We start from the raw sequence: 15,633 nt of genomic DNA, 5'->3' as shown, positions 1-15,633 counted from the left end.
ATTAGACTACCAACATAAAAACTATTATCTGTATTAAGAAAGTGAGGCGATAAAATAAACAATGATCTAAATAGGAAAATAGTAGTTGCGATGGAGCGAATAGAGTCTCTATACTATGAAACAGGTGGAAAATGCTACTTATCATTCTCAGGCGGTAAAGATAGTATGGTAGTTCTTGCCTTAATCAAAATGTGCCAAGATATATATACCTTACCTATCAACGCAATACCAGCCATATATTGTAATACAGGATTAGAGCTTAATGCTACTAATAATTTTGTTTCACATATATCTGAAAACTATTATCCTAATACAGTGGTAATAAGACCTGATCCAAATAAGTTGTTTCCTTGGATTATAACAAATTATGGCAAACCAATGAAATCAAAGTTAAAGAGTGAAAATTTATTTCGATGGCAAGCAAGAAAAGACCAAACAGCTTTAGACTTGTTGGTTGGTGTCAATAGTAAATTTACTAAAACACGCTTAGCCAATAAAGATATGCATTTACTTCATCCTGATTTTAATATAAAAGTATCAGAGAAATGTTGTAAGTATTTGAAAAAAAGACCATTTGAAGATTTTGCAAAGCAAAACTTAATGAAAGGATACATAACTGGACTGCGCATAGCTGAAGGAGGTGCAAGAGAATTAAACGCATCTCAAAGACTTAAAAATGGCGGTAAATTATGTACAGCCTATAGAAAAAATCTAATTATCAAGATGCCAATTATTGATTGGACAGATAATGATATAGAACAGTTTATACAGAAATATGCGACACCCTTGTCTAATGCCTATACAATGTATGGGTATAAACGTACAGGGTGTTTTTTATGTCCATTTTCATTGCATTTGGCGGATGATCTAAAAAAATTAAATGAATATGAACCAAACAGATACATGGTTGCAATGAATTGGATGCAAGATGTTTATATTGCTCAAAATGTATGCTTACCCTTTGATACTATGTACGAGGAAAAAAGAAAGCAGAAGTGGGAGCATCTATATGGTAAAATGCGATATGAATCTTTATTACTATATAGACCTAAAAAAGCTAATAAGTACAAAAGTTTTCAACCATCACTCTTTTAATCAAACAAAGAAAGAGAGGTTTTCATGAAAAATACAACAAGAGTTATCAAAGTTGCTGATGATATACTATTGATACATAATTGTAAAATAGATGATATATATGATATTGTAGATAAATTATTTATTGATATCAATTACAGTGTAATTACGAATGATGAAGTATGTGCTACAGGCTTATACATTTTGGATAGTAGCGGATTCGTCTATTCTGAAACCCTTTATCATTTTATCAAAAATAAAATGAATAGCAAATTAGTGTCAAAATTAAAAGCAAATGTGAAATTTACAGCATTACCTAGACATTTACAGCAATTACTATTGTATGTGTGTAAAGACAAGAAAAGTGTTTCTGTACTAGATTGTGATTTATTTTCATGGACTAAGGATGATATGAAGATATTGAAAATAGAAATCAATAAATTCAATTTTCAAAATCTTATAACGTTATCCAAGAATAAGATTATAATATCAAATGGTATTCATAATCATGTCAATTATATAAATTCAGGAATAAAATTATGAAAAAGAATGTTACGATCGGTGAAATCGCTCGATCAATTCCTATACAAGAATTTGCCCAACATGAGTATGGATTAAAACCCGTGAAAAAATCAAAGTATTGGTCTTTTGCTGGTGAAAAAGGTATATCAGGTGATGGTAGCAGTATTATGATATATCCTGATAATACTTATTGTAGTTTTTCAAAATATACAGGAGGAAATTTGGTTAATTTCATTATGGAAATGGATAATACTAACCTAATGAATGCAATAGAGCATTTATACAGGTATTACCGTGAACATGGTGCGGTCATACAAGATAATATTATTCTTCCGAATCCAATAAAAAAAGATTTGTCATCAGGGATTCCATTACCCAAAAGAGCGAGAAATAATAATGCTATTATTGGATATTTATATGAAAAAAGGAAAATCGCTTTACCCGTAATCATGGAATTTATTAACAAAAACTATTTATATCAGGATGAGTATAGAAATTGTATTTTTGTTGGTTATTATAACAATAAGCCAGCTTTTGGTTTTTCACGTTCTACTGGTACAGAGCATGAGTTAGTCTATAAAAGAGATTTAGCAAGTAGTTTCAAAGAGGTAGGCTTATTCATAGACAATAGTTCAGATGTACTTATTTGTTGTGAAGCAATTATTGACGGTATGTCTATTATGACAAAAATGATAAACAAAAATATTGATTATCATGATTTTAATTGGTTGCTTATGTCAGGAGCTGGATCATTTATAAAATCATTTGAATTTAATTATATACAAAGAATGAGAAATGTGAAAGTAGTAAGACCAGCTTTAGATAATGATGAGAAAGGTCTGCTTAATTTAGATAAGTTTAAACTATATTGTAAAGAAAAGCATCCTGATATTATTATTGATCCCCTATTATCTAAATCAAAGGATCACAATCTTGATTTACAAAATGAATGCAATTTAGATTATGAGAATGACTTAGATTACCCATAATTTCAAGGGTTGTTATTCTTTAGAAACACTGCCACAAAACATCATAAAAGCCTTTATTTAAAGGTCTATTTGCCTCTTTCATGTTTAAAAAATGCCTAAAATATGGTATAATATATATGTGGGGATAACACACAAGAATATATCAATATACATACTCTTTAATAGAGTTTATATATAGAAAGAGGGGGTATACCAATGAATAGCATAGTACAGAAGTATGGCAAAAAGAAAATTTTATATGTTAGTTTAATTGTTATTTTAGTAATATCAGCTTTAGGTATAGGAATATGGTATAAGATGGAACAAGATTATAAGCAAAGTATTTTAGATAAATTATCTATTACTTGGGTTGAAGATGTATCAGTGGAATGTGGTTCTGAGGATGTTGATTATAAGTCTTTCATTTCAGATAGTTACGGTGATGTGCTTGTACCCAAGAATCAGCTAGATACTAGCAAGGTAGGTAAAATTAAAGTTGTCTATAAAGTTTCATCACAAGGATATAGTAAAGAAATTCCGCTTGAGATATCAATAGTTGATACTACTGCCCCAAGCATAAAACTAGCTGATGATCATATTGAATTGGATATTGGTAGTAAATATGATCTAAAAAGTAATGTAACAGTGACTGATATTGCAGATGGGGTTATCAATGAATTTAAAATCAGTGGCGATATTGACTATGATACTGCTGGCGATTATATCTTAACGGTTACCGCTAAGGATAAAGCTGGTAATGAAAGTTCAAAAGATTTTAAAGTTACAATCGTATCTAAAGACTCTGATGCTGGTATTGTAGAGCAGAAGAAACAGGAAAGTAATTCTTCTACAACAACATCTAAGAATACTCAATCAGGTAATACACAATCAAATAATTCTCAATCACAGCAAAGTCAATCTAATACACCAACACAACCTAAGCCTACTGAACCACAACCTCCTGCTTGTGATGCAACTCAATGGAAACAAATTGGTAATAGTGGACATGTAAGCCGAACATGGGATGAAGCGAATACTTGGGGAATGAATAATACACCCGAAGGATATTTATATGGTGTGTATCTTGTACATGATCAATGTGGTGGTGAAGGATGGACAGTTGATTTTGAAAAACAGAATTAAATAATTATAGACACTTGGTAAATCTTAGCCGAGTGTTTTTTTATGCCAAATTGAAAGGAGCATACACATGAATTGTATAAAAAAATTAGCTAAAAGAATCGCTTTAATATGGCTGTGCTTATTGTGTGCATTCACTAATACTGGAATAACGATTTATGCGACAACGTATACACCTACAAATTTAGGAACTATATCAGGAACAGGTGCTAAATTAAGTCAAGGTGGTAGCTGGGCATATTGGAAAATGGGAATTGGTAAAATATCTGTCAACGGAGAAATAGCTTTTTGTATAGAGCCTATGACATTGGGCTTAGGTGGTACATATAGTAAAAATGATGACATTCCTATTTCGCTACAACGTACCCTCTCTAGGATAGTCTATTATGGCTGGGATACGAGTAATAAAACAAATGATGATTATGCAGTTACCCAATACATGGTATGGGAGGCAGTCGGCGCTAACATTGACGAATGGTATGGCGATTTTGGTAGTCGTTATAATTCTCTAAAAGCTAATGTGCAACATAAAATTGATCGTCATACTCTTGTTCCCTCTTTTGCCAGTGGGAATTATGAAATTGATCTAGGAGAAAGTTTAACAATTTCTGATACAAAAGGTGTGTTAAATGAATTTCACGTTAAGTCTAATGCTGGAGCAGATGTGAAAATCAGTGGAAATAATTTGATTATCACCCCAAATGAAAACACCCCTGATAACATCACGATATCACTGCAAAAAGAACTTGAAAGTTGCGTTGGTACTTCAATAGCATATAGATCTTCTGCTGATGATGGACAAGATGTCGCAGTAATTAAAGTTTCTGACCCTAGTATTGTCAATATTAGAGTAAAAGTAAATAAATTTGGAAATATGAATATTGCTAAACTCAATGAAGATGGAGTTAGCGTTCCAAACACAAAGTTTAAGCTTTCTTATAATGCAGATATGTCCGATCCAATTGGTACGTTTACAACTGGTAATGATGGCACTGTACTCGTTCAGAAATTGAAACCTAAAACAGTTTATGTACAAGAAGTAGAAGTACCTGCGCCTTATGTATTAGATAATACTATTAGATCATTAAAAGTTATCGCTAATGATACAGTGGCATTTCAAGCTAATAATCGCTATAAGGTAGGAAAAGTCAAAATTCAGAAAAAAGATGCAGATACTCATGTGAATGTATCTACTTCTAATGCTGAATTTGATATATATACTACTTCAGGAACCTTTGTACAAACAGTTAAAACGAATGCCAATGGCGTTGCGGAAAGTGGATGGCTAAGGTATGGAGATTATTTCTTCACTGAAAAACTAGCTCCTGATCAATATACACAAAATACGAGCAAAGTATATTTTAGTGTTCACAAAGATCAAGAAACTATCCAAAAGGAAATTGAAAATAAGCGAGTTACTGCATCATTACGTATCTATAAACATGATTCCGTGAATGGTAACAATCCACTTGGAGATGCGACATTGGAAAATGCAGTATATGAATTATATGCTCAGGATAATATCATATCTCCTGATGATAAGCATATAGTACATAAAAAAAATGAACTTGTTGCAACCTTGACAATTAAAAACGGTACTGCCAGTATGAACAATTTGTATCTTGGAAATTATTTCTTAAAAGAGAAAAAGCCTAGTGATGGTTATACTCTTGATACAAATACATATCCAGTTTCTTTCAAGTATGCAGACCAAAATACTGCAAATATTCATATTGAAAAAACTTTAAAAGAACGTGTTATTGCCCAACCATTTTCAATTATTAAAATAAGTAGTGATGGTACTTCAGGTGAAACACCTACAGTAGAAGGTGCTGAATTCACTGTTAAATTAAAAAAAGATGTTGAAAACATGGGATGGGATGATGCACCTGTTGCTAAGAATGCACAAGGAAAAAATACGAATATCCTGATTACAGATGCTAAAGGATATGCAGTAAGTGATGAACTACCTTATGGTACATATATCGTAAAAGAAACTAAAGTGCCTGATAATATGTATACAGGGAAATCTTTTGAGGTTGTAATAAATGAGGATAATCGTGAACCGCAAGTATGGCGCATATATAATAATGCCCCTTTTAAAGCTTATTTAAAAGTTATTAAATTTGATGAAGAAACAAATTCAACCATCACTTTATCAAATGCTAGTTTTAAAATCAAAAATACAGATACTGGTCAGTATGTAAAACAGTGGGTAATGTATCCAATTCTCCACCAAGTAGAAACTTTTACAACTTCAAGTGATGGAAGTTTTATGACCCCTAAAGAAATGCCAGTTGGAAATTATGCGCTTGAGGAAGTAAAAAGTCCTGAGGGATACCTTTTGAGCAAGGATCCGATCCCTTTTGTAATTGACAAAAATCAAGCCTATGAAGCTGGAGAAGATGAAGAAAGTATCATAATAAAAATTGAATTTGGTAATAAGCCTGTTAAGGGTCAAATAAAAATTAAAAAGGAAGCAGAATTGTTTGAAGGATTTGACTTTAGAAATACTGAATATGGAAAAGTATATGAGCCTATTTTTAAAAAGGGTATCTTAGGTGGTGTTACTTATCAAATCTATGCAAGAAATGATATTTTAACAAATGATAATACTCTTTGGTATAAAAAAGGCGATCTTGTTGAGGAAATTACAACAAAGAAAAATGAAATTCTGTATAGTAGTAAATTACCATTAGGCAAATATACCGTTGTAGAAAAAAGCACTCCTTCAGCTTTTATCAAAGATCCAAAAACATATGATGTTGATCTTGAGTATGATACTCCTGAAAAAGCTATTGTTACGGAATCTATGGTTTATTGGAATGATCGACAGCGTGGGTATATAGAATTTAAAAAGAATATCGAAGATTCTATCCATGAATATGATAAAGAAGCTTATAAAAATATAAAATTTGGTTTATTCACTCAAGAACCACTTATTGTAGATGGAAAAGAAGAATTGCCTAAGGATACATTGTTATCTGTACTTACACTTAATCAAACCTTACAATCATCTTTTCAAATTGATTTTGCTGGTAAATTCTATATCAAAGAATTGTCAACAGATAATAATTATCAATTAACTTCTGATATTTATTCATTTGATTTTTCATATAATGATAATAATAAGCCTATGACTAAAATATCAGGAGATACTGTTTTCTATAACACTTTAAAAAGAGGAAGTGTTCGCATTACTAAAACAGATGAGGAAACAAAAAAGCCATTGGTAAACGTAAAATTTGATTTAAGTACGACTAAAGATATGAAAAGTGTTATTAAAACCACTTCTTCAAGTGAGCAAGGCATTGCAGTTTTCGAGGAATTGGAGTTAGGAACTTATTACATTCGTGAGCGTGAGTTACATGGTTATGTGACAAACGATAAAATCTATGAAGTTACAATAAATGAGGATGAAGAATTGATAGAAATTGAAATTTCTAACAAACCGATCAAAGGTTTAGTAGAGTTCACGAAAACAGGTTTGACATTCAATGCCGTAAAAGAAATTGAAACACCGTTCGGTATTGCAAAACAACCTATATGGGAAGAAACACCTTTACTTGATGCAGAGCTAACCGTTTATGCAAGTGATGATATAGTGGGATGGGATGGCACTGTTTGGTACAAAAAAGATGATGTTGTGTGTAAATTAGAATCAGATCTTGAAAAAGTACAAAGCAAGCTACTTCCTGTGGGTAAATATTATGCTGTTGAGACTAAAACACCTAAGTCTTATATTCAATCAAATGAAAAATATGAATTTGAAATTATAGGTAATGGTAAAGCAAAAGTACAAATCAATAGTATTAGTATTTATAATGAAAGATTGAATCCTACCCTTAATATGCATAAGGTATTAGAGGAAAATGAGTATTATCCTGATAAAAACGCTTATAAAGATGTGGTCTTTGGGTTGTATACAAGAGATGACACCTATGATTACAGAGGAAATGTTTTACTTCCAGCAAATACACTAATCCAAACCTTTGGTATAAATGCTGATGGAACATCACAAGATATAGTTGGTTTACCGATTGGAAACTATTATATCAAAGAACTACAAACTAGCCCTAATCATAATCTTGATCCAACAGAATATGATTTCTCTTATGAATATCAAAATTCTAATATAACTGAATTTGCTATTGATATCAATAAGGGTAACGACATCCATAATGAATTAAAACGGTCTACTATCGTTATAAGTAAAGAAGATAAATATACTCATAAAGCATTATCAAATGCCGAATTTACACTTTATGATAAATACATGAATGAAATAGCCAAAACAAATAGTGATGAAGTAGGAAAAGCATACTTCAAAGACTTGCCAAACGGTATTTATTATTTAAGAGAAAGTAAAGCACCATCAGGTTATGCATTATCTAAAGAGACTGTCAAAGTCATACTTGAAGGTACTGACAAGGAATATAAAGTTACAATGACTAATGTATTATTGCCTAGTACTACTGTTAATACAGGAATGCAAGACTATTCAATTACCTATCTGTTACTTATGGCAATCTCAGGGTGTTTATTTACTATGGCATATGTACTTCGCAAAAAGAAAAGCTAGTTTATCTGCGATTTTATTGTTACTGTGTGCGTGTAGTGTTTCAGAACCTTATAAATTAGAATATAAGGATGACCCCATCCCATATGAAAGCAATATAAATTCCTGTAACCTTATTCTATCGGTTAATGGCGAATCATTGCCTACTACAAACAATAATTATATTGTCTATAAAGATGTATCTATAACATGTCCATCTTTAAATACGAATGAACTGGGTACAAAAGAATTAGTTTTTGTACTGAATGGTGAAAAATATACGCATACCTTTAATGTAGTAGATGTTGTATCTCCTATCATAAAGGGAGAAACAGATATTGAAATTACAAAAGGTGCTGATTTTGATTTAACAAATCATTATACAGTTTATGATAATGCAGATCCTGATCCTAAAGTGTCAATTATAGGTGAAATCAATATTAACGAAGCTGGTAGCTATAAAATCAAAATCAAGGCTATTGATGCATCTAAAAATGAAAGCTATTTTGATATGGTTATTCATGTAAAGGATAAGGATGAGCAATTATCTTCACCAAATGAAGAAAAGGAGACAGTTATACAAAATAATGCCTCTCCACCATATAAAAAGCCTGCCATAGATAAGCAAGAAAGTATGCCACAACTTGAAAAGCCAATAGAAAAAAGCTTTTTGTTCTCTGCTGGCTTTACTTATGAAAGTGCATATACAGCTTGTAATCAATATGGTACATCATTGATCAACGATAATAAAACAAATGGATATACGTGTACCCCTATTAAATCAGATGATGAATATTTAGGATACCGTATTACTTTTCCATAGGGATAGCCGTGAATGGTTATCCCTTTTTTCAAAAAGGAGGATATTAGAATGGCAACAAAAAAAGCAAAAACGACAAAAAAAAGTACAAAGAAACAGGTTGATGAAACAAAAGAAAAGAAACAAGAGCAGAGCAAAAGCACATCAGACAACTTTGTGAATTTCCATTTGAAAAAAGGACAATTCCGAGAACTAACTATAAATGAAAAACAATTCGCTAGTATTTTATTACCAGGCACACCTGAACAGGTCTATGAATCTTTTCTATTACCTATGTCTTTGGTAAGGAAAGCATCTTATTATTCTGATAAAAACCCTGTATATAATGTTGGTATCCCTAAAGATTGGGAAATACAAGTGCGTTCAGAAGAATTCAACCCAAATACAAATGAGTATACCATTTTGAAAGAATACAAGGTAAGCCCTATTGATATAGCAAGTAAATTTGCTAAAAAACCTGAAATGGTAAAATTCAGTGTATCCAAAAAGCAGATTATTCAAAATGGCATTCTACGTAATGAAAAAGAATATTCCAAATTATTGTTACCTCAAAATACAGCTATAGGTGGAGGAACTTTTGAAATTAAATCATCACTACTAATACCTAATCCAAATAATGAAAATCGTATGATTGTGATGCTACCACCTCAGAATAGCATTACTGTCACTCGTATGGTTGATCAAGGTGATGGAACAAAGATTCCTATTGAGGTTCAACATGATCCTAAAGACATTCAGCAAGCATATGTTGATGGGCGTAAAAATTTCATAAATCAAATGAAAGAGAAAGTCCAAAGTATTACCCCTACTGCCGAAGCAGAGGAGGAAGAACCCGAATTATAAAGAAAGAAAGGAGCATGTATGAACTGGAATACTCTATTAGAGAAACTTAAACCTTTTTTATCTGATGCATCAACAGCATTATTAGTAATTGCCCCATTAGTTGCGGTACTGATGGTAGGTGTTAATAAAGTTTTAGAAATGGTATCCGACGGTCAACAAGATCAAATGTATTCCCAAAAAACAAAAAAAATATTCGTATGTCTAGCTGTAATTTTTCTAGCTTCACTTATTGTTAAAATAGTTGAAAATTACTTAAAGTGATGATTAAATATGGAAAAAGATTATGATGAGCAAGGTTTAGATCAATTTACAGATCTAAACCTTTCTGATAAAAATTACGAATATTTAAAAGAATGTTTAGATACATATGGGATACCTGAGGATAAAACTTTATTTGACTTGTATGATATGTTTGATAAGAAAAAACGTTTTTTTCTGAAAGACCGCAAAGTTATTGATGAATTTTTTAATATAAAACCACCAAAGAAATTAGATTTAATGAACAACAATACAAATTCTGACGATAAACAGATGTTGCATATTATTGATATGCTGGAAATGCAAGATAAGGTAAATGAAGAAATTATTTATTATTTGTATGATATATATAATACGAATGAGATCCTAAAAAACGAAAATAAGGCATTTAAAAAAACTATTGAAATTTTGCTTAAAGGAAATAATTCATTAACAGTAGAAAGCATGAAAGAATTATTGAATAAAGCGATACTCCCTATTAAGTATTTCTTGACTATAACAGTCTTTTTTATATTGGCTATCTTATGCTTTATACTAATATTCAAATGATATATGTTTGATTTTTCATGGATCGAGGATCTTATACGGGAGTTTCAGTGGTTAATTTGTAAAAGTACGCTTGATATGCTATCAGGATTATTAAATATTTTAACTGGACATATATTACCATTTAGTATACTAAATGATAGTTTTGTAACCTCTAGTTTCAATGGATTGGTAGTTATTGCATTTGCTATCTTACCAGTAAAATGGTCGTTTGAAGTATTATGGGCAATGATGAGAGATGATGAGCAAAATCTTAACATATATCGTAAATCTCTTACGATTATCACGGTAGCCATCGTAATGCTGGCAACACCTATTGCATTTAATATCGGATCCTCTATTGTATCATCATCCAATACAATTATACTTTCTGGCAATGATACGAACACCATATCAGAAGGAGTTAATGAAATGCTATTTAAGTCATTTGGAGGGTTAGACGATCCTACAACAAAAAAGATCATAAAAGAGCTTAAAGATAATTCATTAGATATCAATGAGGAGGATGAAGATGACAATTACATCTATGATTTAAATTTCTTTTGGACTATTGTAGGATCTTTGATATTTTGGATACTTTTAGCTGTGATAACGTTACAGGTTTCGTTAAGAATAATTTCTTTAGCGTTTTATAAAGTCATTACACCTTTATGTGCTTTATCATTAACGAACTATAACAATGCTACTCCTTTCACTGTTTTAAGAAATAGCGTCTTATCAGCTTTCATTCTTAATATTGCACAAATATATTTGTTAGTTTTTTTGACAAAAATAATTGTTAGCATAAATCAAGTAGGTGATACATGGGCAAAATTATACTTATATTTGGCTGGACTTATCTTTGTTGTGGCAACTCCTAATATCATAAATAGCATGGTTGGTGGATATTTTGCTGGTATATCAGATAGTTTGAATCAAATGAGTAGTGCGATGCGGACATCTATGGCACCATTACGGATGGCACGAGGTGGATTTCAAGCAGTTTTTGGTAAACCGTCCATGACTGGTGAAGGTCGCTATGGAGGCGCAATAAATTCAGCAAAAAAATTAGGCAGACATATAGGCTCACTAGGACAAAAATCAAATTCAAATTCAGGTAAACAAGACAGTAAAACAAATGGATCAGCAAGTAATTCTGCAAGAAGTTCCCCTAGTAATTATTCATACCCTAATGCAACCTCAGATTCACAATCACAAAAGCCATATTCAAATAATACTGCATCTACAAGTGATAATTCAACAAGTAATGATAGTATGCAACCTGAACCAACTGAAATGAATAATGGATATGGAGAAGATACAAAGAGCGATAATCAAACACCACAGCATTCTGCCCCTATTGAAAGTATGAATAAGCCAAATAATAACGTTACTAGCAATCCTAATAAAACAGTAAAATCAGCCAATAAACCTATGAGCAATGATTCCACAAAAAAAGATACTGCTAATACCAAAGCAAAACCTTATTTTGATGCTACATCTAAGAAAGATATAGCAAGGCATAACACAGATTTCTTTAAAAATTCATCCACACCAAAAGAAAGCATTGATACACTGCAACCTGAAAATGAGCAAATAGATGATTTCAGAGAAGATAATGACAGATTGAAGTCTATATTCAAAAGGAGGTAACTATGGACGATTACAAGATCATCGTAAACAACATTAAAGTTAAAGAAAAAATCTTCATGATATGGGACGTAAAAGAGGTTTTTAAGATTATAGCGGTTTATTTTAGTTTGTATATTCTTTTGTTTTACCTGTCAGATTTACTACGTATTTTTATATCTTTGATGATTGCATTGTTATCAGGTGTATTTTATATAACGATTCCACAAATGAACCAATCGTTATCAATTATTATTCACAAAGTTATAAAAGACTTTCGAGAACCATCGTATTTATATTTTATTCCACGGAGCAATTATGACGGATTGTAAGATAAATTTCTATGATAAAAATGTAAGTTATCAAATTAAAGATATAGGAGTAAATGCATTAAGTGCTAATGATTTTGGTGTTATAGAAAAAGCAGAGTTTTTTGATGTAAGATATTCTGTAAAAAATAAAAATTGTGATATTGAATCTATCTTAATATACTATTCAGATAGTTTTGGTTTATGGGATATTGATAAAATAAAACACGAAATCATGGAAATGAAAATTGAAAATTATATCAAATTTGAAGAATTACCACTAACTTTACAGTATTTGACTAGAAAGTTATTGAAAAGTGATAATGGTATATATTTTATGGATGTTCCTGAACCTGAATTTATGAAGTTGCCTGATTTTGATAATTTATCAAATGATTGTAAAAAACTTGAATATAGTTGTGAATTATTGACGGATGACAATACCCCTTATATCACTGTATATGCTGGAGCTTTGGAAAGGATAAATTTTATTGATTGTCCTGAATTATTAGACAGATATATGGAACAAAATAAGGAGGAAGAATTAAATATATGAGAAAGAAAAAAAGTACTAAAAAGCAAATTACAAAGAAAATCAAAACTCATAATTCAATACGTGATTCACTTCCATTCTCATACGATTATGACAAGGCGTTGTACTACATAAAAAACAATAAAGAATATATTAAAATGATACAGCTTTCTGCAGTAAATATTTTTGGTTTATCTAAAGATGATCAGTATGATTATATCTCAACTTATCAGCATATTTTTACCGCAAGATGTGGACAATTATTTAGCTATGAAATTGGCGCAGATATTGATGGATACTTAAATGAAATAGATGATTTACAGGCTATGATTGATTTCACAGATGAACAAGATATGATGCGTTATGAAGTATTAGAACATGACAAGCAACAACTTGCCAATACAGCAAAAGAAATGACACTGATTGATCGAGCATTTATCTTATTATTAAAAGATACGGATATAGATCGTCTTGATAATAAAGTATCTGAGATAATTAGATCAATTAGCAATCTAATTCCCTGTAAAGTATTATCTATTCTTGATCAGACTAAGATCATATATAATTACTATAATCCGTATACAAGCTCCTTTGATGGAGCTTTCTTTGATGTACTGGGTAATGATATCATGGATTACATATGTCCTACTGTTATGGAAAAGGCAAAAGATGGTTTAAAAAAATCAATTTGCATTGATGGAATTTATACGAAAGAACTATTTGTATATTCTTATACAGCAACTCCTATATTTGCCTATCTATCATACTTGACAATGATGCCTGATGTAGACTTCTCTTTACATTTTGAACAAACAGAGGGAAATGAACTAAGCAAACAATTAAATAAAACACATAAAACATTAACTCGATCTTATAATAGAGAATCAGATACAACAGCAAAAGCTTCTATTCAAAAGCAACTATTAGATATAGAGAAAATTATAAGTAAAATGACAGGTAGTGACTATAAGCCATTATCTTTTTTTGTTTCCTTGCGGATCAAAAATTCAAATTTAGAAGATTTAAAACGCCAAATTCTTGATATAAAAAACTATGCACGTGACATTAACATAACATTACGTGAAGGAATTCAAGAGCAAACCAAGCTACTTCATACAACCGCCCCTATATGTAACAATCTTTTAAAAGAATATAATAAAATGACTACTCAAGACACTTTAGCATGGGGATTCCCTTTGGTTTTTGAGTCTCTTTATGACAAACACTTAGCTGTATTTCTTGGGTATACAGATTGGTCGAATGGTGTGGTTTTTTATAACAACTGTATCAGACAAAACGATCGTAGTAATAGCAATGAATTTCTTGCTGGAAATAGTGGTATGGGTAAGACAACCTTACTTATGTTATTGATTCTTACACGCTTTGCACGAAACTATAAGCAATATATCATTGATGTAGAAGGCAAGGAATTACCAAAACTTGCACGTTATTTAAAAGGTGCAGTAATTGATTGTGCCAACGGTAATAAAGGTATTATCAATCCCCTACATATACGATTTGACCTTCCTGATGATGATAGTGACTTAGATAGCAAAGTTGATTTAAAAGATATTTTTCCGTTATCAAGACATATACACTTTTTACGGACATTCTTTCGATTATACATTCAAGATACTATTGGCATTTTGCATTTTTCAGAAATAGAAAGAGCTTTAGAGGAAATATATGAAAAATGTGGTATTACGTATGATACCAGTGCGGAAGATATAGTGAAAAACTATAGTTCTCAAGACTTTCCTATTATGTCAGATTTATATGATCATCTTATGAAAAAAGAGGATGCATACATAGAAAAATACGGGAAAGAAAGTAAAAAGGTTGAAAGGCTTAATGAAGTTGTTGCTTTGATTCGACCTCTAGCAGTTGGTGCTGATAGTGCAATTTTTAATCATCATACAAATATAAATCTAAACAACAAATTGCTATGCTTTGTGATTTCAGGATTGCAGAATGGCGATGAACGTATATTAAGGACACAATATTACAATATCATTTCATATGTGTGGACTGATATTCTATCATCTGATGATAATACTTGGAAACAACTATATGAGGATGAATTTCATGTAATACTTGATCCTGATATGCCTGAAACTGGTAAATTTCAAAAAAACATAGTGAAACGCATTAGAAAATACAAGGGTGGTTTATCCTGTGCAACACAACAAATATCAGATGTCTTAAACGATTCAGTGAAGGAATATGGTGAGAGCATTATAGAAAATTCGACTTATGCTTTTTATTTTGGCTTAGGTCATGCTGGTGTATCCTATTTGACTTCAACGAAGCTTGTACCTAAATCAGAGCTTGATTTTGTGGCAAAAGCAAAAATAGGTCAATGCTATATGCGTATCGGTACGAATGCATCATGTCGGCTTAATGTAGCTTTGGATACAGCTACTAAAGAATTATTCGATGCTATGAAAAAAAATTAG

General features: G+C 31.2%; 11 protein-coding genes. All 11 read left to right on the top strand.

Translation table 11 applies throughout. The features are described 5' to 3' along the window. The first annotated feature begins 90 nt into the window (after positions 1 to 90). On the top strand, positions 91 to 1,095 hold the full coding sequence (locus GKZ87_16055; GenBank protein QSI26891.1) for a phosphoadenosine phosphosulfate reductase family protein: 1,005 nt from the start codon (positions 91 to 93) through the stop codon (positions 1,093 to 1,095). Positions 1,096 to 1,119: 24 nt separating this feature from the next. Next, positions 1,120 to 1,617, top strand: a complete 498-nt coding sequence (locus tag GKZ87_16050; protein QSI26890.1) for a hypothetical protein — start codon at positions 1,120 to 1,122, stop codon at positions 1,615 to 1,617. Beyond that, positions 1,614 to 2,585 carry a DUF3991 domain-containing protein gene (locus GKZ87_16045; protein QSI26889.1) on the top strand — a complete coding sequence of 324 codons (972 nt, stop codon included), beginning with the start codon at positions 1,614 to 1,616 and terminating at the stop codon, positions 2,583 to 2,585. Before GKZ87_16050 ends, GKZ87_16045 begins: the two co-directional genes overlap by 4 nt. Before the next feature lie 195 nt (positions 2,586 to 2,780). Then, positions 2,781 to 3,707 carry a hypothetical protein gene (locus GKZ87_16040; GenBank protein ID QSI26888.1) on the top strand — a complete coding sequence of 309 codons (927 nt, stop codon included), beginning with the start codon at positions 2,781 to 2,783 and terminating at the stop codon, positions 3,705 to 3,707. 4,451 nt (positions 3,708 to 8,158) lie between these two features. Beyond that, positions 8,159 to 9,085, top strand: coding sequence for a DUF5011 domain-containing protein (locus tag GKZ87_16035; GenBank protein QSI26887.1), 927 nt, complete (start codon positions 8,159 to 8,161; stop codon positions 9,083 to 9,085). A gap of 48 nt (positions 9,086 to 9,133) precedes the next feature. After that, on the top strand, positions 9,134 to 9,925 hold the full coding sequence (locus GKZ87_16030) for a hypothetical protein (protein QSI26886.1): 792 nt from the start codon (positions 9,134 to 9,136) through the stop codon (positions 9,923 to 9,925). A gap of 18 nt (positions 9,926 to 9,943) precedes the next feature. Then, positions 9,944 to 10,186 (top strand): hypothetical protein, encoded by a 243-nt coding sequence (locus tag GKZ87_16025; protein QSI26885.1) that lies wholly within the window; start codon positions 9,944 to 9,946, stop codon positions 10,184 to 10,186. Between the two features lie 9 nt (positions 10,187 to 10,195). Beyond that, the gene (locus GKZ87_16020; protein QSI26884.1) at positions 10,196 to 10,732 is read left to right on the top strand and encodes a hypothetical protein; all 537 of its coding nucleotides are present in this window, start codon (positions 10,196 to 10,198) and stop codon (positions 10,730 to 10,732) included. A gap of 75 nt (positions 10,733 to 10,807) precedes the next feature. Continuing rightward, positions 10,808 to 12,361: a hypothetical protein gene (locus tag GKZ87_16015; protein ID QSI26883.1), complete on the top strand. Its 1,554-nt coding sequence runs from the start codon at positions 10,808 to 10,810 to the stop codon at positions 12,359 to 12,361. A gap of 294 nt (positions 12,362 to 12,655) precedes the next feature. Continuing rightward, the gene (locus GKZ87_16010; GenBank protein QSI26882.1) at positions 12,656 to 13,201 is read left to right on the top strand and encodes a hypothetical protein; all 546 of its coding nucleotides are present in this window, start codon (positions 12,656 to 12,658) and stop codon (positions 13,199 to 13,201) included. Then, positions 13,198 to 15,633: a hypothetical protein gene (locus GKZ87_16005; protein ID QSI26881.1), complete on the top strand. Its 2,436-nt coding sequence runs from the start codon at positions 13,198 to 13,200 to the stop codon at positions 15,631 to 15,633. The genes GKZ87_16010 and GKZ87_16005 overlap by 4 nt, the downstream gene beginning before the upstream one ends.

Source organism: Erysipelotrichaceae bacterium 66202529 (assembly GCA_017161075.1).
GTDB lineage: Bacteria > Bacillota_I > Bacilli_A > Erysipelotrichales > Erysipelotrichaceae > Clostridium_AQ.
This window is presented reverse-complemented; position numbering and strand designations above follow the sequence as displayed.